At 64.6% G+C, this 18,850-nt stretch carries 16 protein-coding genes; 13 read left to right on the top strand and 3 right to left on the bottom strand.

Annotation, left to right across the window (positions count from 1 at the left end; genetic code table 11):
- Positions 1-27: 27 nt before the first annotated feature.
- Positions 28-477, top strand: coding sequence for a universal stress protein (locus G5S35_RS16650; protein ID WP_065058356.1), 450 nt, complete (start codon positions 28-30; stop codon positions 475-477).
- A gap of 152 nt (positions 478-629) precedes the next feature.
- Here the strand turns inward: G5S35_RS16650 and G5S35_RS16645 are convergent, their stop codons facing one another.
- Positions 630-1,277 (bottom strand): nitroreductase family protein, encoded by a 648-nt coding sequence (locus tag G5S35_RS16645; RefSeq protein WP_183039222.1) that lies wholly within the window; start codon positions 1,275-1,277, stop codon positions 630-632.
- Positions 1,278-1,629: 352 nt separating this feature from the next.
- Between G5S35_RS16645 and G5S35_RS16640 the strand changes: the two genes are divergently transcribed.
- The 4 genes from G5S35_RS16640 (at position 1,630) to G5S35_RS16625 (ending at position 5,705) form a co-directional block, all read left to right on the top strand.
- Positions 1,630-2,232: an NAD(P)H-dependent oxidoreductase gene (locus G5S35_RS16640; RefSeq protein ID WP_065058357.1), complete on the top strand. Its 603-nt coding sequence runs from the start codon at positions 1,630-1,632 to the stop codon at positions 2,230-2,232.
- Positions 2,229-3,113, top strand: coding sequence for an LOG family protein (locus tag G5S35_RS16635; RefSeq protein ID WP_176080544.1), 885 nt, complete (start codon positions 2,229-2,231; stop codon positions 3,111-3,113). Before G5S35_RS16640 ends, G5S35_RS16635 begins: the two co-directional genes overlap by 4 nt.
- A gap of 110 nt (positions 3,114-3,223) precedes the next feature.
- Positions 3,224-3,874, top strand: coding sequence for a BON domain-containing protein (locus tag G5S35_RS16630; RefSeq protein ID WP_074987398.1), 651 nt, complete (start codon positions 3,224-3,226; stop codon positions 3,872-3,874).
- A 277-nt stretch (positions 3,875-4,151) separates the two neighbouring features.
- Positions 4,152-5,705, top strand: coding sequence for a methyl-accepting chemotaxis protein (locus tag G5S35_RS16625; protein ID WP_074987397.1), 1,554 nt, complete (start codon positions 4,152-4,154; stop codon positions 5,703-5,705).
- A 37-nt stretch (positions 5,706-5,742) separates the two neighbouring features.
- Here G5S35_RS16625 and G5S35_RS16620 read toward each other — a convergent pair whose 3' ends face one another.
- The gene (locus G5S35_RS16620; protein ID WP_074987396.1) at positions 5,743-6,657 is read right to left on the bottom strand and encodes a LysR family transcriptional regulator; all 915 of its coding nucleotides are present in this window, start codon (positions 6,655-6,657) and stop codon (positions 5,743-5,745) included.
- A gap of 246 nt (positions 6,658-6,903) precedes the next feature.
- Here G5S35_RS16620 and G5S35_RS16615 point away from each other — a divergent pair, with 246 nt between their 5' ends.
- Complete coding sequence (locus tag G5S35_RS16615) at positions 6,904-7,923, top strand: LysR family transcriptional regulator (RefSeq protein ID WP_183039221.1); 1,020 nt, start codon at positions 6,904-6,906, stop codon at positions 7,921-7,923.
- Positions 7,924-8,042: 119 nt separating this feature from the next.
- On the opposite strand, the gene G5S35_RS16610 is transcribed toward G5S35_RS16615, so the two are convergent.
- The gene (locus G5S35_RS16610) at positions 8,043-9,623 is read right to left on the bottom strand and encodes an isocitrate lyase (protein WP_065058363.1); all 1,581 of its coding nucleotides are present in this window, start codon (positions 9,621-9,623) and stop codon (positions 8,043-8,045) included.
- Between the two features lie 344 nt (positions 9,624-9,967).
- Here G5S35_RS16610 and G5S35_RS16605 point away from each other — a divergent pair, with 344 nt between their 5' ends.
- The 7 genes from G5S35_RS16605 to G5S35_RS16575 all read left to right on the top strand — a co-directional run bounded on the left by G5S35_RS16605 (position 9,968) and on the right by G5S35_RS16575 (position 18,847).
- Positions 9,968-10,927, top strand: coding sequence for a universal stress protein (locus G5S35_RS16605; protein ID WP_065058364.1), 960 nt, complete (start codon positions 9,968-9,970; stop codon positions 10,925-10,927).
- Positions 10,928-11,286: 359 nt separating this feature from the next.
- Positions 11,287-13,137, top strand: coding sequence for an allophanate hydrolase (atzF, locus tag G5S35_RS16600; protein WP_183039220.1), 1,851 nt, complete (start codon positions 11,287-11,289; stop codon positions 13,135-13,137).
- 86 nt (positions 13,138-13,223) lie between these two features.
- Positions 13,224-14,321: a BMP family ABC transporter substrate-binding protein gene (locus G5S35_RS16595; protein WP_074987394.1), complete on the top strand. Its 1,098-nt coding sequence runs from the start codon at positions 13,224-13,226 to the stop codon at positions 14,319-14,321.
- 67 nt (positions 14,322-14,388) lie between these two features.
- A complete protein-coding gene (locus tag G5S35_RS16590; RefSeq protein WP_183039219.1) occupies positions 14,389-15,519 on the top strand; it encodes an ABC transporter permease in 1,131 nt (376 codons plus the stop codon).
- Positions 15,512-16,438: an ABC transporter permease gene (locus tag G5S35_RS16585; protein ID WP_065058367.1), complete on the top strand. Its 927-nt coding sequence runs from the start codon at positions 15,512-15,514 to the stop codon at positions 16,436-16,438. Before G5S35_RS16590 ends, G5S35_RS16585 begins: the two co-directional genes overlap by 8 nt.
- A gap of 67 nt (positions 16,439-16,505) precedes the next feature.
- On the top strand, positions 16,506-17,198 hold the full coding sequence (biuH, locus tag G5S35_RS16580; protein ID WP_074987393.1) for a biuret amidohydrolase: 693 nt from the start codon (positions 16,506-16,508) through the stop codon (positions 17,196-17,198).
- 2 nt (positions 17,199-17,200) lie between these two features.
- Entirely contained in the window at positions 17,201-18,847 is a 1,647-nt protein-coding gene (locus G5S35_RS16575) for an ABC transporter ATP-binding protein (protein ID WP_080180542.1), read from the top strand.
- Positions 18,848-18,850 lie beyond the last annotated feature (3 nt).

Raw genomic sequence — 18,850 nt, 5'->3', positions numbered from 1 at the left:
ACGGGGCGTCCCGGGGAGGAGCAGACCATGTACGAGAAAATCCTGATGGCGTTCGACGGCAGCGAAACCTCGCTGCAAGCGCTTGACGAAGCGCTGCGCCTCGCTCAACTGGCTCACGCGAAACTTTACGTGGCGCATGTCATCGATGTGATCGCCCCGCTTGGCATGGGGCTGACCTATGTGCCGGCGGATCTCGTCGACGCATACCGGGAAGAAGCGAAGCGGCTGCTGGACGTCGCGTGCGCGAGGGCGACGGCGGCCGGGGTGGCGTGCGAGACGTTATTGCTGGAAGTGGAAGGGGTGACGGACAGCGTGGCGTCGTGCCTGATCCGCTGCGCCGTGCGTGTGGACGCGCAACTGGCCGTCCTCGGCACGCACGGCCGCCGCGGCGTGAGCCGCGCGTTCCTCGGCAGTGTCGCGGAGGCGTTCGTGCGCGAGGCAGACTGTCCGGTGCTGCTCGTCCGGGGCCTTTACTGAGTGTGCGGTGAGTGCGGCGAGTGCGGTGCGCGGCGGCTGATTGGCTCGCGAAGTTCACGCGCGCCGCTCGCGCACCGGTCGGGATCGTCCCGCGATGCAGGGGCGCGGTTCTGTCAACCGCGGTCAACCGCGCGTCCCAGGCTTGCGAGCGATCACGCAGCCGGTTTGCCGACGGTCTGCGCGAGGATCGGCAATTCGTCTTCGTTCAACCGCAGCACATCGGCAAGCAGCCGGTGGTTGATCCAGCCGCGCACCACGGTGGCGAGCCCCTCGGAGGCGCAGTAGAGCGAGACGTTCTGGCAAATCGCGCCGGCGGCGATGCCCGCGAACAGTTCGCGCTGCTGGCGCGGCGTCGAGAGCACCTGGGAACCGCGCAGCACGTAGACGAGATCGAGCGGCGCCTTGCCCACGAAGTCCTGATAGCCCGTCATGTTGCGCGCATCGACGGCATGCTTGAGCGCCAGCCGGTCGAATTCCGGCTCGTAGCGGTACACGCCGTGAGGCAACGCGACATAGATGTCGATCTCGTTGAAAGCCTGCGCGGACGGTGCGGTATGGCCGTCGGTTTCGGGGCGATTGATGCCGTTCGCCGCCCAGAGCAGTTCGCCGAGCGTGTCGAGCGCAATGGGCGTATCCGCGTAGTCGCGGGTGCTTCTGCGCCGCGCAAGCGCGCTCAGGAGCGGTGCGCCGGCGTCGTGCCGCGGGCGCGGCAGGTCGATGAAGACGGGCGCCTCGCCGCTCGCGCGAGCGGGCGGCAATTGCGGCGCGGGTTCGTACTCGATGCGTTGAACGGGGGTCATGAGATTGCTCCAGTCGCTGGCGTGGCGGTCGAGCCGGATTGCGCGTCGACGCACAGGGATGACGCCGATGGCGGCGCGCTGCAAATGCGCGATGCCTTGAGCGAGTGCGCGTGCCATGGCATCCGTCTGCCGTTTCAGTCTCGGCGCGCGGAACGGGGGCGCGATTGACTCAGGTCAATCAGGACTGCGCGCTCCGAGCGCGCGGCGAGGTACGCCGCAAACATCGACGCGTCCTGTGTGCTTTTCGCATCCTTGATATGTGTCAATTCGAGGTCGGCGGCGAGGCGCACGATGAATCTGCGTGTGCAGCGACGACGCCGCGCATCATCCTCAATGTGAAGGAGCCCATGCCATGCAACACCTGATCGTGGCCGCGCATCCGGTCGAAGACAGTCTCACCATGCGCCTGATGCGGACGTATGTCGGCGAACTGGTGCGGCTGGGGCATGACGTGCGCGTTCACGACCTGTACCGGATGGGCTTCGATCCCGTGCTGTCGGCGGCGGAGCTGATCGACGGAACGGCCGCGCACATCCGGACGGTCGACGTGCTGTCCGCGCAGGAAGACGTGCTCGAAGCGGCGGTGCTGACCGTCATCTACCCGCTTTGGTGGATGGCGATGCCCGCGATGATGAAGGGCTACATCGACCGTGTTTTCAGCCGCGGTTTCGCGTACACGGTGGAACAGGGCGACGTGCGCGGTTTGCTCGCGGGGCGACAGGCGGCGCGGGTGACGGTCTCCGGCTCGCCGCTGGCTTCGTTCGTCGACAACGGCCGCTGGCAGGCGATGCAGATGCTCCAGGACGTGCACGTCTTCGGCGCGGTGGGGTTCGACGTGGTCGGCCACCTCCATTTCGATGAAGCCGGCACGGCGTTGCCCTCCGCGGGCGCGCCAACCGACTTCGCACGCGTGCGCGAGTTCGTTCGCGGCCACTTCGCTTCGGTACCCGCATGAACACGTCTGTCAAACCGGAACGGCGGCCCGCGCGAAAGACACGACAGGCTCTGCCGCCGCGCGTGCGCCGCCTCGTCGAGAGCCCGACCTATGTTCAGGCCGATGAGGACGGCGCTTTCCTGCGTCGCCCGGAAATGTGTGGCGTGCGTTTGCAGCTCGATTACTGGAAAGCCGAGGAAAAGCTGCAGCAGCTCGGCATTCGTGACACGGTCGTGGTGTACGGCAGCACACGCATCGAAGCGCCCGCTCGCGCGCGCCGCCGGCTCGCTGAGGCGCGCGCGCGGCTCAAGGCCAAACCGTCCGACGCGCAGCGCCAACGCGCGGTTCGCGCGGCGGATGCAAACATGCGCCACAGCGTGTATTACGAAATCGCGCGCGAGTTTGGACGCCTGGTTGGCGCATCGGAGGGCAGCACGCGGCTTCCGAGGCTCACGATCGTGACGGGCGGCGGTCCCGGCATCATGGAGGCGGCCAATCGCGGCGCGTACGACACCGACTCGCCCACCGTCGGCATGAATATCGCGTTGCCGCACGATCAGCTTCCGAACGCATATCTGACGCCCGAATTGTGTTTCCGGTTTCATTACTTCGCCATTCGCAAACTCCATCTGCTCGAAAAGGCCAAAGCCGCGGTGTTTTTTCCTGGTGGCTATGGAACCTGCGATGAATTATTCGAAGTCCTGACGCTTTTGCAAACGAGAAAAATCGAGCCGATTCCGGTGGTGCTGGTCGGCGAAGCGTATTGGCGCAGCCTTGTCGACTTCGACATGATGGCCGAAGAAGGCATGATCGCGCCCGACGACCTCGCGCTTTTTCGCTATTGCGAGAACGCGCAGGATATCTGGTCGGCAATCTGCCAGTGGCATGACGCAAATGCATGAATGCAGCTGCGAAAAACAATCCGACAAGCTGTTCGTTTCGGCCGCATGACAGCCGATCTTTTTCATGATGCTGACGTAGATATCAGCGTGTAGATCAGGAGTGAAACGCAATGAAATCCGATATCGAACTAAAGCGCGACGTCGAAGCCGAGTTCGCGTGGGATAAATCGATCAACCCCGCGGAGATCGGGGTCGGCGTGTCGAATGGCGTCGTCACCTTGTCGGGACATCCCGCGAGCTTTGCGCAGAAACTCGCGGCGGAACGGGCGGCCGCGAGGGTTGCGGGTGTGCGCGGAATCGTCGTCGAAATGGAGGTGCGTCTCGCGCGCCATGACGTGCGCAGCGACGAGGACATCGCGGACACCGTGCGCTCGATTCTCGAGTGGACCGTCGGGTTGAACAATCAGATGGTGCAGGCGCGGGTCGAAAAGGGCTGGGTCACGCTGATGGGCGAGTGCGATTGGAGCTATCAGAGTCATGCCGCGAAAAACGCCATTGCGCATCTGCTCGGCGTGACGGGTGTCACCGATACGATTCGCGTCCGGGGCGAGGCGTCGGCGGAAGATATCGCGGTGGGAATTCGCGATGCGATACAGCGTCACGGCGATCGCGAAGCGAAGCATATTGGCATCGAGATTGACGACGGCACGGCGATCCTCACCGGCAAAGTCGCGTCGAATGCCGAACGCAGGCTCGTGTTCGGAGCCGCCAAAGCGACGTCAGGCGTGCGGGCTGTGGTCGATCTGCTCGAAATCGGGTGAATGCGCGCGCCGTTATCGTGAGAAGGCGTATTGGCGATTTAAACAATAAATCGGCAGTCGTTATTCGTCTGACAATATCATGTTATGTATCATTTTATCGGGCCGGCGGCAATGTGAAGTTCAATAAATGTCCTTTCTGAATTGACCGCTAATGGTCGGGGAATTCGCGCCGTTAGCAGGGCAGGTGACCAAAAAAAAATGCCATGCACATTCTCCAGCGGCAACAGGGAAATCATGGCGGGACATTAAAACACTCTAGCCCCAGGTAGCGACCTCTATGCCTCAGGATGTCAGCATTCGTGCCCGCCTTGCGATGGCGATGGCCTTTCTCGCGGTTTTGCTCGTCATCGGCGGACTGATGGGCGTCGGCGGCGTGTTCGTGAGCAATAACGATGTCAAGGAGTTGTACGCGAACCGGCTCGCTTCTTCCGAGGCCTTGGGGCAGGCGAACGTCGCGCTGTCGCGGGCGCGTTTGTGGCTGTATCGCATCGCACTCGACCCGACGAGCCCCGACGTCCAGCAGGAGACGCAGACCGCCCGCAATTTGCTGACCGCCGCCAGGAGCGCGTGGGACAGTTACCGCGCGTTGCCGTTTTCCAGCGCCGACGAGGCGCGTCAAGCGCGCGACGTCAACGAGAAGTTCGGCCTGCTCGTCACCAACGGGCTGGACCGGATGTTCGCGGCGATCGACACCCACGACCCGGCCAGAATTGCGGACGTGTGGAAAAACCTGCCGCCCGCGCTGTTTATCGATGTATCCGACGGCATGGACTCGCTCGGCGGAACGCAGGTCACGACCGCACGGGAATTGTTCGACGCCGCCCAGACGCGTTTTCGCTGGTTTGTGGCAATCGCCATCGTGGGTATCGCCATTGCGCTCGCGGCCGCGGTTCTGGCGTGGCGATCGCTGCAGCGTGCAATTGGCGTTCCGCTGGATCGGGCGCTCAATCACTTCAGCGCCATTGCAAACGGCGATCTCACCACGCATGTCGAGGTCCATTCGCGCGACGAAATGGGGCGACTGATGGAAGGCCTGAAGGCGATGCAGGGCAAGCTCATTCGGACCATCGGCGTCGTTCGGGATGGCTCGCGCCAGATCGAAATGGCCAGTCACGAAATTTCCGAAGGCAACGTGGATCTTTCGCAGCGCACGGAGGAGCAGGCGGCGTCGCTGGAGCAAACCGCTGCATCCATGGACGAGCTGACGGCGACCGTGCGCCTGAACGCAGAGAATGCAAAACAGGCGAGCGATGTGGTGAGAAGCACCGCGCTGCTCACCGATCAGGGCAACGAGGCCACGCAGGCCGTGGTGCGGACCATGCGCGGCTTGTCCGATTCGTCGGGAAAGATCGCGGAGATCATCGGTGCGATTGAAGGCATTGCTTTCCAGACGAATATTCTTTCCCTGAATGCCGCCGTGGAGGCCGCCAGGGCCGGTGAGCAAGGCCGGGGTTTTGCCGTTGTCGCCAGCGAAGTGCGTTCGCTCGCGCAACGCAGCGCGACGGCGTCGCGCGAAATCCGGGACCTGATTACCGATTCGTTGAATCGGGTCGGCGCGGGCGCGAAACAGGCGGATCGTGCGATTGGAGCGATGCAGGAAATTCAGGCTTCGGTGAAGCGCGCCAGTCATTTGATGGAGGAAATCGCCGTTGCCTCGGAAGCCCAGTCCAAGGATATCGAGCAGGTGAATCAGGCGGTTTCCGAAATGGACCGCGTGACCCAGCAGAACGCGGCGCTCGTGGAGCAGGCATCGGCTGCCGCGCTGTCGCTCAAGGCGCAGTCGGGGCAACTCGAAACGGCGATCTCGGTCTTTCGCATGGCTCAGGTATGAGAATGCTTCGCGGCCCGATATCGAATGCGTGCGGAATTTAAAGCGCGCCGACGCGCGTTTGTTTGCCCAGCACCTCATGGCAGACGTCCAGCCACGCCCGCGCGGCGTGCGACATGTACCGGTCCGTGGACCAGATATGCGACAGCGTCCAGTCGAGCGCGGGTTCGGTCACGCGCGCGACCGCAAGATTGCCCGTGTCGAGGTGAGCCAGGAACGGCTCGGGCAGGAAGGTGGTGCCCAGGCCTGCCGCCGCCATGGCGGCGAGAAAGTCCCAATGTCCGCTGCGTGCCACGACATGAGGTTCGATACCGGCTTCGCGAAACGCGGCAAGCACGCGGCGGGTCAGGGCGAAACCCTCGTCGAGCAGAATCAGCGGCTGGTGTTTGAGCGCGCCAAGTCGCACGGTCCGGCGTCCATGCCATGAGGCTTCACGCGGACCCACCGCCCAGATCGAATGGCGTGCAATCGCGCGGCTTGCAAGACCTTCCGGCGTGCTGCCGGGTAAAAGCACGGTGGCGCCGACTTCCAGTTCGCCTGCTATGACTTTCTGCTCGAGCAGTTGCCCACCGTGTTCGGCGAGCCGCAGTTCGAGCGTCGGGTAACGTTGCTGAAAGGCTCTGACCGCGCTGGGGAAAAACAGATTGCCCATGGGCGGCATGCCCACGGTGAGTTGTCCGCGAGCGAGTTGCGCGACGTCGGCGACTTCCAGCTGCAATTGTTCAATCACGGAAAGCGCCTGCAAGCCGCGTTCGTAAACCACGCGGCCAATGTCGGTGAGTTGAACTCGCCGACCATCGCGGATCAACAGCGGCTGACCGACTTCGTCCTCCAGTTGCTTCACCATCTTGCTGATTGTCGACTGGGTGACAAACACCGCGGCGGCAGCCTGCGTGAAGCTCCCGAGTTGAACAGTTTCGACGAAATAGCGCAGTGCGCGGATATCGATCGGCATGCTTCCCGCCTTAAAGACACATGAAAAAAACGACTGGATTTTATGACATAAAATCACGATATGCATCGCTGAATTTTCATTAAACTGGCTCTCGGCTGAAGCTCGACCAGGCGCGATTCTTCATACAAGGAAGCGAGCTTGCGGCAGCGCTTGAAATGAGCGCGGCAGCCTTTTCGCGGATCAGGCGATGTCACCCGTGGCGCGCTCGATGGTCATTCGCGAGACAAGATAACGACTGAAGGTCTGATGGATACGCTACAAAATATGCGGGTGTTTACCCGCGTGGTCGAAGCGGGCAGTTTCACTGCAGCCGCCCAGTCGCTCGACTCGACCACCGGCGCGATGTCGCGCGCGGTTTCGGAGCTTGAGGCACATCTGCGTACACGTTTGCTCAATCGCACGACGCGCCGTCTCGCGCTTACGACGGCCGGCGAGCGTTATTTGCAGCGCTGCAAGCAGATTCTCGCCGACGTCGAAGGCGCCGAAGAGGAAGCCAGTTGCGCGCATGAGCGTCCCGCGGGCGTGCTGCGTATGCATAGTTTTGCGAGCATCGGGCAGCATTACGTGCTGCCAGCGATCTCGCAGTATCGTGCGCTGCATCCGGACGTCACGGTCGAACTCACGCTTTCGCAGCGTATGCCCGATCTGTATGGCGGCAGCAGCGACGTGTCGCTGGTGATCGCGAGTTCGTTGCCCAATTCCGATCTCGTTTCGCATCGGCTGGGCGCGTCGTGCAGCATTCTGTGCGCATCGCCCGAATACATCCAGGCGCACGGCGCGCCGCGAACGCCGGCCGATCTCGCGCGTCACGACTGTTTGATCCTGAAGACTCCCACGGCGCCTGCGAACGAGTGGACGCTCGAAGGTCCCGAAGGCGTCGTGTCGATGCATGTCGATGGGCCGGTGCAGGTGAATATCGCGGAGTCGCTGGCCGTTGCGATTCGCGAGGGCATGGGCATCGGCATGCTGCCTGTCTATGCGGCCATCGACGGGCTGCGCAGCGGTGCGCTCGTGCGCGTGCTGCCGCAACACATCCTGCAACGGGTCAATGTGTATGCGCTCTATCCCTCGCGCAAATTTGTCGATGCGAAGACCCGCACCTGGGTGGAGTTTCTGCGTAACTATCTGGGCGAGGTGATTGCGCGCGACATGGCCGCGCTCGAAGCGCTGGCACGTGACCCGCTCGCGGATTGCACGGCAGTCGCGGTCGCGCCCGACTCGCCTTTGCCTGGCGCGGCGAATACCTTGACGGACACACCGGCCTGAAAAAACGGCATGACGGCGAGGCGTTCATGCAGGCGCCTCGCATCCGCGAACAATTTGTCCGGCAAATAAAAAAACGCCAACCCGGCCGGGTTGGCGTTTTGCATGAGGCGCGGTGACGATCAGAACTGATTCATCGTGTTGTCTTTGCCCGCTGCCTTCAGGGCGGCTTCGCCGCTGAAGTATTCCTTGTGGTCGTCGCCGATATCCGAGCCGGACATGTTCTGGTGCTTGACGCACGCGATGCCCTGGCGGATTTCCTTACGCTGCACGCCGGCCACGTAACCCAGCATGCCCTGGTCGCCGAAATACTCCTTCGCGAGATTGTCGGTCGACAGCGCGGCCGTGTGATACGTCGGCAGCGTGATGAGGTGGTGGAAGATACCGGCTTCGCGCGACGCGTCGGCCTGGAAGGTGCGGATCTTTTCGTCGGCGATCTGTGCCAGCTCGCTCTGGTCGTATTCCACGCTCATCAATTGCGCACGGTCGTAGGACGAAACGTCCTTGCCCGCGGCCTTCATCGCGTCGTAAGCCTGCTGACGGAAGTTCAGCGTCCAGTTGAACGACGGGCTGTTGTTGTACACCAGCTTGGCGTTCGGAATGACCTTGCGGATCTCGCTGACCATGCCGCCGATCTGCGCGATATGCGGTTTTTCGGTTTCGATCCACAGCAGGTCGGCGCCGTTTTGCAGCGCGGTGACGCAATCCAGCACGCAGCGTGCTTCGCCCGTACCGGCGCGGAACTGGAACAGGTTGCTCGGCAGGCGCTTGGGGCGCAGCAGCTTGCCGTCGCGCTTGATGACGACGTCACCGTTGCCGAGCGCGTCGGCCGAGAGTTCTTCGCAATCGAGGAACGAGTTGTACTGATCGCCCAGATCGCCCGGCGTGCTGGTCACGGCGATCTGCTTGGTCAGGCCCGCACCGAGCGAGTCGGTGCGCGCCACGATGATGCCGTCGTCCACGCCCAGCTCCAGGAAGGCGTAGCGGATTGCGCGGATCTTCGCGAGGAAATCTTCATGCGGCACGGTGACCTTGCCATCCTGGTGGCCGCACTGCTTTTCGTCGGAGACCTGGTTTTCGATCTGGATGCAGCACGCGCCCGCTTCGATGAACTGCTTGGCCAGCAGGTAAGTGGCCTCGGCGTTGCCGAAACCCGCGTCGATGTCGGCGATGATCGGCACGATGTGCGTGACGTGATTGTCGATCTTTGCCTGGATGGCGGCCCTGGCTGCGCCCTGGGCGGCATCCAGCTCGCGGAACAGACCGCCCAGCTCACGGGCGTCGGCCTGGCGCAGGAAGGTGTACAGCTCGCGGATCAGCGCGCTGACCGAGGTCTTTTCATGCATCGACTGGTCCGGCAGCGGACCGAATTCCGAGCGCAGCGCGGCCACCATCCAGCCCGAGAGGTACAGATAGCGGCGCTCGGTGCTGTTGAAGTGCTTCTTGATGGAGATCATCTTCTGCTGGCCGATGAAGCCGTGCCAGCAGCCCAGCGACTGGGTGTACTTCGCCGGATCGGCGTCGTAGGCGGCCATGTCGGCGCGCATGATTTTGGCCGTATAGCGGGCGATGTCGAGACCGGTCTTGAACTTGTTCTGCGCGCGCATGCGTGCGGCGTATTCGGGATTGATCGCGTTCCAGGCGCTGCCTTGCTGCTCTTTCAACCCGGCAATCGCCTGGATGTCGTCTTGATATTGGGTCATGAGTATCTCCTGAAGGGAAAGCGTGAGTGACTAGATAGTCGGTCGAACTGCATGACTTAATAGTAACGCCGCGGCGCCAACTCTTATATAAGACATAAGACATAATTTTTTGTTGTTTTTCAATGACTTGCGCGATGATTTTTGCGATGTAAAACATGCTCCCAAGGAGCGGAATGACGGATTCGCCGTCGATTCGTCGGAATTCCGCAATATGAAATGTGCTTTCGGCAGCTGGAGTTGGAGTGTGGGCGCTGCCGTCCGATCAGGATTGATTTGTGTCAATCGCCGGAAGTCGATCCGCGCGAGTATGAGTTCCACGTTCTGCGTTGATCGTGAGGTGAGAAATGACTCAGCAATCCGGCGCGAAGGGACTCATGCGATTCACGAGGATTCTGGTCGCGGTGGACGCCACCACGGCGTCGTCTGCGGCGCTCAGGTATCTGAAGCCGCTCCTCCACCGCGGCGTGACCGTGCGGGTGGTGTCCGTCGCAGAAAACCCGCACACGCTTGTCCCGTTGGGCGGATGGGCGGGAGCGCAGCTACAGGCTTTCCGGGTCGAATTGCTGCGTGACGCGGACGCCGCGATCCAGACCGCGCAAGCCCGGTTGCAGGGCCGCGGTGCAAAAATCGACGGCCAGCTCGTCGACCTTTGCAAAGTGGGCGGCCATCTCGTGGATGCGCTCGGCGAGGCGATTTCGCAATGGGCGCCTGATCTTGTCGTGCTGGGAACGCGTCATCATCAGGGCCTGTTGCGTTGGGTGGAGGGCGAAGTCTCCGCGCCGCTGGCCCGACTGCTTCATGCTCCGGTCCTGATCGTGCCGGCCGAATACGACGGCGCATGCGATGGTCCGCCTTCGCGGGTGCTTTTCGCGACAGATGGCAGCGACGCTTCCCGGTGCGCGCTGCGTGCAGGCGCCGGTCTCGTCGCTTCACGTTCGGAGTGGCGCATCATCCATGTCGTCGATCGTCTGCTGGCGCCGGGCACCGGGCCATTTGAAAGGCAGCTCGAGGAGACGCTCTCAGAGATCGGCCAGGTCGCCCTCAAGGCCGCAGTCGGCGAACTCGCCTCGTATGGCCAGCAAGATGAGCGAGCCGTGGAAACCGCGCTCATCAAGACGAGCAGCACCTTCGACGATGTGCCGCATGCAATCGAGCGCGACGCGGTGCGATGGAAGGCGCAACTCGTCGTCCTCGGAACGCACGGGCGACGCGGCGTGACGCGCTGGCTGCTCGGCAGCGTCGCCGAAAGAACGCTGCGATTGACGTCCGTTCCGCTTTTGCTCGTGCCAACGCCTCGCGAATAGCGGCGGCAGACAGGCACGCGCCAGTTTTCCCCGCCACCGGCGTATCACTCGCAAAGGAAAGTCTTCGCTACCCTCGCGGATAGATCGACTTTGCATGCGCGAGCGGCCCCGAAACGGCGCGCACCGCACGACTTGCGTCGGCACTTTGCGTGCACTGGCAACGTGAATCGCTGCACCGGTACGCGCCGCCAGGTGGCCCGCGATGTCCCACGATGGCGCGCGAACGACGCCGCGCGCTGTCTGTGCGGTGCGTGCCCGTTCGTCTGTGAGGCACGCCAGGCAAGCTTGCGCGGCGCGCGCGGGGTCATCTGGCATAGATGCTGCGTGTTGCGTTCCATCTTGTATTCAAGATTGAACTCATGCCACGCTTCCGCCCGTTGAAGGTTCGCGCACTGCTCGATGCGTATCGCCGTGGCGAGATCTCGCCGCGCGAGACGGTCGACACCGTGCTGCACCGCCTTGCGACCACGCATCGTCCAGAAGCGTGGATCCTGCGTGTCGCCGCGTCCAGCCTCGTCACGCGCGCCGCGCAACTCGAACAACTGCTCGCCGACGAAGGTCCTGCGCTATTCGAGCGCATGCCGCTGTTCGGCGTGCCGTTCGCGGTCAAGGACAATGTCGATGTCGCAGGCCTGCCGACCACGGCCGGTTGCGCGGCGTTCGCCTATACGCCCGGCGAAACGGCGTTCGCGGTCGAGCGTCTGCTCGACGCCGGCGCGATCCTGATCGGCAAGACCAATCTCGATCAGTTCGCGACCGGCCTCGTCGGCACGCGGTCGCCTTATGGCGCGGTGCGTCAGGTCGATCACGACGACTTCATTTCAGGCGGCTCCAGTTCGGGTTCGGCGGTCGCGGTGGCGGAAGGCATCGTCGCGTTTGCGCTGGGCACCGATACGGCGGGCTCGGGGCGCGTGCCGGCGGGCTGCAACGGCATCGTCGGCCTCAAGCCGTCGCTGGGGCTCGTCAGCAAGCGTGGCGTTGTGCCCGCGTGCCGCACGCTCGATACGCTCTCGGTGTTCGCGCACGATGTCGCCGACGCGTGGACCGTGCTCGATCGCCTGGCGGCCTTCGACGCGCGTGACGCCTATTCGAAGCCGCTCGTCTCGCGCGGCCTGGTGCATGGACCGCTGCGCCTCGGCGTGCCCGACACGCTCACGTTCTTCGACGACAGACGCGCGCAGGACGCATTCGCCGCGACGCTCGACGGCATCGCCACGCATCTGGCGCTCACGCCCGCGCGCTTCGCCTTCGCACCGTTGCAGCAGGTCGCGGCGCTGCTCTATGACGGCCCGTGGGTGGCGGAGCGGCGCGCCGCGCTCGGCGACTTCTTCGACACGCATCGCGCGCAGATCGACCCGACCGTGGCGAAGGTGATCGCTCAGGCCGAACGCTTCGACGCCGCGAAGGCATTCGACGGCCAGTACACGCTAGCGCGTCTGAAGCGCGAGGCGGACGCGCTGTTCGAACAGTTCGACATCCTGATCGTTCCGACCGCGCCGACACATCCAACCCTCGCCGAGGTGCACGCGAATCCAGTCGAGGTGAACAGCCGCCTCGGTGTCTATACGAACTTCGTCAATCTGCTCGACTGGTGTGCGCTCGCGGTGCCGGGCGTGCCGCGCGACGATGGCTTGCCCGCGGGCGTCACGCTGATCGGACCGTCGGGCGCGGACCAGCAGCTTGCGGTGCTCGGCGCGCGCATTCAGGCGCTGTTTAACGAAACGGACGAAACCACCGCAGCCGCCGCGGCACGCGATGCCGATGCGATCGCCGCGAGTCCGCTGCCGATTCAGGAACCGTGCGTCACGCTCGCGGTGGTCGGCGCGCATCTGCGCGGCGAGCCGCTGAACTGGCAACTGTTGCAGGCGGGCGCGCGCTTTGTCGAAGCGACCACGACGGCGCCGCATTACCGTCTTTACGCGCTCGCGGGCACCACGCCGCCGAAGCCGGGCCTCGTGCGGCAGAGCGTGGGCGCGGAAGGCGACGCGATCGCCATCGAATTGTGGGACGTGCCGCTGCGCAGTTTCGGCGCGTTCGTTGCCGCGGTGCCCGCACCGCTTGCGATCGGCTCGCTCGATCTCGCGGATGGGCGAACCGTGAAGGGTTTCGTCTGCGAGCCCTTTGCGGTGGCCGCCGACGCGGCTGCATCCGATATCACGGCTTATGGCGGCTGGCGCGCGTATCTGGCGCATCGCGCGCTAAAGCGCTAATGCACTCAAACGCTGAACTGAAACGCACAACGAACCCCGAAGCGAACACCGAACGCAGTGACCGATAACCATCAGGAATCCAAATCATGACGCAACGTCGCGACTTCATCAAACAGGCGGGCGCGCTCGCGCTCGGCAGCCTGCTGCCTTTCGAAGGCGTGTTCGCCGCCGAAAAACTGACGGTCGGCGTGATCTACGTCGGTTCGAAGGGCGATTACGGCTACAACCAGGCGCAGGCGCAAGCGGCGGCGGTCATCAAGAAGTTGCCGAACGTGAAGGTGGTCGAGGAAGAGAACGTGCCGGAAACCGTCGCGGTGCAGAAGTCGATGGAAGCCATGATCGAGCAGGACGGCGCGACGCTGATCTTCGCGACATCGTTCGGTTATTTCGACCCGCATGTGCTGAAGATGGCGGCCAAATATCCGAAGATCCGTTTTGCGCATTGCGGCGGCCTGTGGAAGCAGGGCAATCCGCCCAATATCGCCAGCTATTTCGGTTATATCGACGAATGCCAGTATTTGAACGGCGTGGTCGCGGGCCATATGAGCAAGACGAAGAAGCTCGGTTTCGTCGCGGCCAAGCCGATTCCGCAGGTACTGCGCAACATCAATGCGTTCACGCTCGGCGCGCAGTCGGTCGATCCGTCGATCACGACGCATGTGATTTTCACGGGCGACTGGTCGATGCCGGTGAAGGAAGCCGAGGCGGCCAACAGTCTCGTCGATCAGGGTTGCGACGTGCTGACCTGTCACGTCGACGGTCCGAAGGTCGTGATCGAAACCGCGGAGAAGCGCGGTGCGATGAGCTGCGGTTATCACGCGAGCCAGGCGGCGCTCGCGCCGAAGGGCTATCTCACGGGCGCCGAGTGGGATTGGGCGACGCCGTATCAGACGCTCGTCGCCGATGCGCAGACCGGCAAGCCGCAGCCGAACATCTTGCGCGGCGGTCTCAAGGAAGGTTTCGTGAAAATGTCGCCGTATGGGGCGAAGGTCACGCCCGATGCGAAGAAGAACGCCGACGCGATCAAGGCGCACATGATGGCCGGCCAGTTCGCGATCTTCAAGGGGCCGCTCAAGGACAACAAGGGCGGCACGGCCATCGCGGCGGGCACCAACTACGCGCAGACCGACATCACGCTCGAGAGCATGAATTACCTCGTCGCCGGCGTGGTCGGTCAGATCTGAACCATGAGCCTGTCCAGCGCGATCCCGCCGTGAAGTCCCCCATCGCTCAACCTCGCCAGGAGAGATCATGCGCGCTCCCGCTTCCTCGGTGACGTCGGCCGGCGCCCGCGCGCTGATCGGCCTGTTGCCCGCGCTGCCGACGCTTGCCGCCATCGTCGGCACGCTGTTGCTGTTCTCGCTCTTTCTGCTGATCGAGGGCCAACCGGCGGGCGACGCAATCGCGCTGATCTCGCAGGGCGCATTCGGCTCGTCGTTCGCGTGGCAGAGCACGCTGCTGCGTGCCGCGCCGCTGATGCTCACCGCGCTGTGCGTGGCGCTGCCCGCGCAGGTCGGGCTGATCGTGATCGGCGGCGAAGGCGCGCTCGCGCTCGGCGGGCTCGCGGCGGCGGTCGTGCCGTCGCTGCTGCCGCACGGGACGCCGTGGTTCGTCGCGACGCCTGTCATGGCGCTGGCCGGCATGATCGTCGGCGGCGCGTGGATCGGCGCGGTCGGGGCGTTGCGGCAGTGGCGCGGCGTCAACGAGACGATCAGTTCGCTGCTGATGTCCTATATCGCGATCGCGGTGTTCAAGTTTCTGGTCGAAGGGCCGCTTCGCGACCCGGCGAGCCTGAACAAGCCGTCGACGCCGCCGCTGCCCGATGCGTTCTCGATCGGCTCGCTGCCGGGACTCGAAGTGCATTGGGGGCTGTTCTGGGGCGCGCTGGCGTGCGTGGCCGCGTGGGTCTTCGTGCGTCACAGCACGAAGGGCTTCGCCATGCGCGCAACGGGCGGCAACGCGCGCGCCGCGCGTCTCGTCGGCCTGCCGGTGAATTCGCTCGCGTTGACGGCGTGCGCGCTGGGCGGCGCGGCGGCGGGTCTCGCGGGCATGTTCGAGGTCGCGGCCGTGCAGGGCAGCGCGAACGCCTCGCTGCTCGCGGGCTACGGTTACGCGGGCATTCTCGTGGCGTTCGCTGCACGCCAGAATCCGCTCGCGATCATCGTGTGCGCGCTGATGATCGGCGGCATCGAGGCGAGCGGCAGTCTGCTGCAACGCCGTCTCGATCTGCCCGACGCGACCACGCTCGTGCTTCAGGGCCTGCTGTTCGCCAATCTGCTCGCGTGGGAGGCGCTCGGCGGACGGCCCGCCGCATGGCGCGTGAAATTGCAGGCCGCCGCGCCGTCCGATGTCGCTTCCACGCTGGAGCAAAGCCATGTCTGATCTGCATTCGCCGCTTGCCGTGCTGCTGCTCTCGCTGATCGCGGGCGCGGTGCGCGTGAGTACGCCGTATCTGTTCGTGAGTCTCGGCGAATGCCTGACCGAGAAGGGCGGGCGCGTCAATCTCGGCCTCGAAGGCATTCTGGTGACGGGCGCGATGAGCGGTTATGCGGGCGCGTATCTGAGCGGCTCGCCGTGGCTCGGCGTGCTGCTGGCCGGTTGCGCGGGGCTGCTGCTCGGCTGTCTGCACGGTTTGATCTGTTCGCTGCCGCGCGTCTCGGACATCGCCTTCGGCATCGCGCTGATGCTGTTCGGCACCGGCCTCGCGTTCTATCTCGGCAAGCCCTTTATCGAGCCGCAAGCGCCGATGCTGCGCTCGTTCGATTTCGGCGCCTGGAGCGCGTCGCCGCAATTGCATAACGCGCTGCACGTGAACCCGCTGTTTCTGATTGGCGTGGCGATGGCGTTCCTCCTGCAATGGGGATTGCGTTCGACGCGCTGGGGCATGACGCTGCGCCTCGTCGGCGACAACGCTCAGAGCGCGCGTGCGATGGGTTATCCGGTCACGCGCGTGCGCATCGCCGCGACGGCGGTCGGCGGCTTTTTTGCGGGCGTTGGCGGCGCGTATCTGTCGCTCGTCTATCCGGGCAGCTGGAACGAAGGTCTCTCCAGCGGCCAGGGGCTGATGGCGGTCGCGCTGGTGATTTTCGCGCGCTGGCAGCCGCTGCGCTGCCTGTGGGCCGCGCTGCTGTTCGGCGCGGCGGGCGCGCTCGGCCCCGCGTTGCAGGCGATCGGCGTGACGAGCGGCTATTACCTTTTCAACGCCGCGCCTTATGTGCTGACGCTCGCGATCATGATCGTCAATTGCCGCCCGGACCGCTCGCTGGCCGGCGCGCCCGGCGAATTGAGCCTCACGCGCTGACGCTTTGCCGACGCCTTGTTCACGCGTTATTTCGCCATCGATCCATCTCGTCTCACCGGAGACCGACATGACCCGTTTCATCGAAGCCCGTCCGTATCCGTGGCCCTACGACGGCGCGTTGCGCGCCGATAACACCGCGCTCGTCATCATCGACATGCAGACCGACTTCTGCGGATTCGGCGGCTATGTGGACAAGATGGGCTACGACCTCTCGCTCACGCGCGCGCCGATCGAGCCGATCAAGCACGTGCTCGCCACGATGCGCGCGCAGGGTTTCACCATCATTCACACGCGCGAGGGCCATCGTCCCGATCTCTCGGATCTGCCCGCGAACAAGCGCTGGCGCAGCCGCCAGGCGGGCACGAACGGCATCGGCATCGGCGACGACGGTCCGTGCGGCAAGATCCTCGTGCGCGGCGAACCGGGTTGGGAAATCATCGACGAACTCGCGCCGCTGCCGGGCGAGATCGTGATCGACAAGCCGGGCAAGGGCTCGTTCTGCGCGACCGATCTCGAACTCGTGCTGCGCACGCGCGGCATCGCCAATCTCGTGCTCACCGGCATCACGACCGACGTGTGCGTACATACGACGATGCGCGAGGCCAACGACCGCGGCTTCGAATGCACGATCCTTGCCGATTGCTGCGGCGCGACCGATCAAGGCAATCACGACGCGGCGCTGAAGATGGTGTTGATGCAGGGCGGCGTGTTCGGCACGGTGTCCGATTCGCACGCGCTGCTCGCCACGCTCGGACGCTGATCATGTCGACGCTCGCCAGCATGAAAGCGCTGCCGCCGAAGCGCGGCGCGCTCAGCGTCGAAGTGCTCGGCGCCAGCAAGCGCTTCGGCGCATTCCGCGCGCTCGACGACGTCACGCTCAAGGTGCGCGCGGGCACGGTGCATGCCTTGCTCGGCGAAAACGGCGCGGGCAAGAGCACGCTTGTGAAAGGGCTCGTCGGTTATGGCCTGCTCGATAGCGGGCAGATCGTCGCCGACGGCCGCGAGGCGCGCATCGCGTCGCCGCGCGATGCGCAGGCGCTCGGCATCGGCATGGTCTATCAGCACTTCACGCTGGCGTCGGGCTTGTCGGTCGAAGAGAATCTCGTGCTCGCGCGCGGCCGCATGCCGTGGAAGATCGATTGGGATGCCGAGCGCAAGGCGCTCGACGCGTTCATGCGGGAGATGCCATTCCGGCTCGCGCTCGACGCGCCCGTGTCCGGTCTCGCGGCGGGCGAGAAGCAGAAGCTCGAAATTCTCAAGCAGTTGTATCTGCGTCAGCGTCTGCTGATTCTCGACGAACCGACGTCCGTGCTCACGCCGCAGGAAGCCGACGAAGTGCTCGGCCTGATGCGCGATCTCGCCACGCGCCACGCGCTGACGGTGCTGATGATCACGCACAAGTTCCGCGAGGTGATGGCGTATGCGGACGATGTGACGGTGTTGCGCAAAGGGCGTCTGGTCGGCAGTTGCGCGGTGCGCGACACCGACCGCGATCGCCTCGCCGCCTGGATGATGGGAACGGACGCCGACGCGGCGGCCAAAGCCGAAGCGCGCGCGACGGCGGACATCGACACCGCGCGGCCCGCGCGCAAACCACTCGCCGCTCAAGCGCCGGTATTGCTCGAACTTTCGAAGTTGACCGTGCTCGACGACCGCGGCCTCGCGGCGGTGCGGGAAGCGTCGCTGGCCGTGCGCGCCGGCGAAATCCTCGGGCTGGCCGGCGTGTCGGGCAACGGCCAGAAAGAACTCGTCGAGGCGCTGGTCGGCCAGCGCCGCGCGCAGTCGGGTGCGATGCGCGTGAAGGGCGAGCCGTATCGCGCGACCCGTGAAGCGATGACGCGTTTGTCGGTGTTCGCTTTGCCCGAAGAGCCGTTGCGCAATGCGTGCGTGGCGAACCTGAGCATCGCCGAAAACCTCGCGCTGCGCGACTTCGACCGCGCGCCGCTGCGCTCGGGCGGCTGGCGTCTGAACCGGCGCGCATTGCGCGAACGTGCGACGCAGCGCATCGCCGAATTCAACGTGCGGCCGCCGGTGCCGGAGCGCGCCATCGGCACGCTGTCGGGCGGCAACGTGCAGCGCGCGGTGCTCGCGCGCGAGCTGGGCCAGCCGGTCGACGTGCTGATCGTCGCGAACCCGGTGTTCGGGCTCGACTTCGCGTCGGTGGCCGATATCCACGCGCGCATTCTCGCCGCGCGCGACGCGGGCGCGGCCGTGCTGCTGGTGAGCGAGGATCTCGATGAACTGCTCGAACTGGCCGACCGCATCGCGGTGATCGCGCAAGGGCGGCTCGTGTTCGAAACCGCCGCCGAGAACGCGGACCGCGTGGTGCTCGGCCGCCACATGGCGGGCCACGGCGACGATCGTCAAACCGAAGCGGCGGTCCCGTCCGCCGCCTTTCATGGAGCCTGAGCA

This window comes from Paraburkholderia tropica (assembly GCF_014171495.1).
In the GTDB taxonomy this organism is placed as follows: domain Bacteria; phylum Pseudomonadota; class Gammaproteobacteria; order Burkholderiales; family Burkholderiaceae; genus Paraburkholderia; species Paraburkholderia tropica.
This window is presented reverse-complemented; position numbering and strand designations above follow the sequence as displayed.

Excerpts from the sequence above, each read along its gene's own strand:
- atzF (WP_183039220.1), top strand. The coding sequence starts at position 11,287 with ATGCCACGCTTCCGCCCGTTGAAGGTTCGCGCACTGCTCGATGCGTAT.
- G5S35_RS16645 (WP_183039222.1), bottom strand. The coding sequence starts at position 1,277 with ATGACCCCCGTTCAACGCATCGAGTACGAACCCGCGCCGCAATTGCCG.
- G5S35_RS16640 (WP_065058357.1), top strand. The coding sequence starts at position 1,630 with ATGCAACACCTGATCGTGGCCGCGCATCCGGTCGAAGACAGTCTCACC.
- G5S35_RS16635 (WP_176080544.1), top strand. The coding sequence starts at position 2,229 with ATGAACACGTCTGTCAAACCGGAACGGCGGCCCGCGCGAAAGACACGA.
- biuH (WP_074987393.1), top strand. The coding sequence starts at position 16,506 with ATGACCCGTTTCATCGAAGCCCGTCCGTATCCGTGGCCCTACGACGGC.
- G5S35_RS16625 (WP_074987397.1), top strand. The coding sequence starts at position 4,152 with ATGCCTCAGGATGTCAGCATTCGTGCCCGCCTTGCGATGGCGATGGCC.
- G5S35_RS16615 (WP_183039221.1), top strand. The coding sequence starts at position 6,904 with ATGGATACGCTACAAAATATGCGGGTGTTTACCCGCGTGGTCGAAGCG.
- G5S35_RS16610 (WP_065058363.1), bottom strand. The coding sequence starts at position 9,623 with ATGACCCAATATCAAGACGACATCCAGGCGATTGCCGGGTTGAAAGAG.
- G5S35_RS16575 (WP_080180542.1), top strand. The coding sequence starts at position 17,201 with ATGTCGACGCTCGCCAGCATGAAAGCGCTGCCGCCGAAGCGCGGCGCG.
- G5S35_RS16620 (WP_074987396.1), bottom strand. The coding sequence starts at position 6,657 with ATGCCGATCGATATCCGCGCACTGCGCTATTTCGTCGAAACTGTTCAA.
- G5S35_RS16595 (WP_074987394.1), top strand. The coding sequence starts at position 13,224 with ATGACGCAACGTCGCGACTTCATCAAACAGGCGGGCGCGCTCGCGCTC.
- G5S35_RS16605 (WP_065058364.1), top strand. The coding sequence starts at position 9,968 with ATGACTCAGCAATCCGGCGCGAAGGGACTCATGCGATTCACGAGGATT.
- G5S35_RS16590 (WP_183039219.1), top strand. The coding sequence starts at position 14,389 with ATGCGCGCTCCCGCTTCCTCGGTGACGTCGGCCGGCGCCCGCGCGCTG.
- G5S35_RS16630 (WP_074987398.1), top strand. The coding sequence starts at position 3,224 with ATGAAATCCGATATCGAACTAAAGCGCGACGTCGAAGCCGAGTTCGCG.
- G5S35_RS16650 (WP_065058356.1), top strand. The coding sequence starts at position 28 with ATGTACGAGAAAATCCTGATGGCGTTCGACGGCAGCGAAACCTCGCTG.
- G5S35_RS16585 (WP_065058367.1), top strand. The coding sequence starts at position 15,512 with ATGTCTGATCTGCATTCGCCGCTTGCCGTGCTGCTGCTCTCGCTGATC.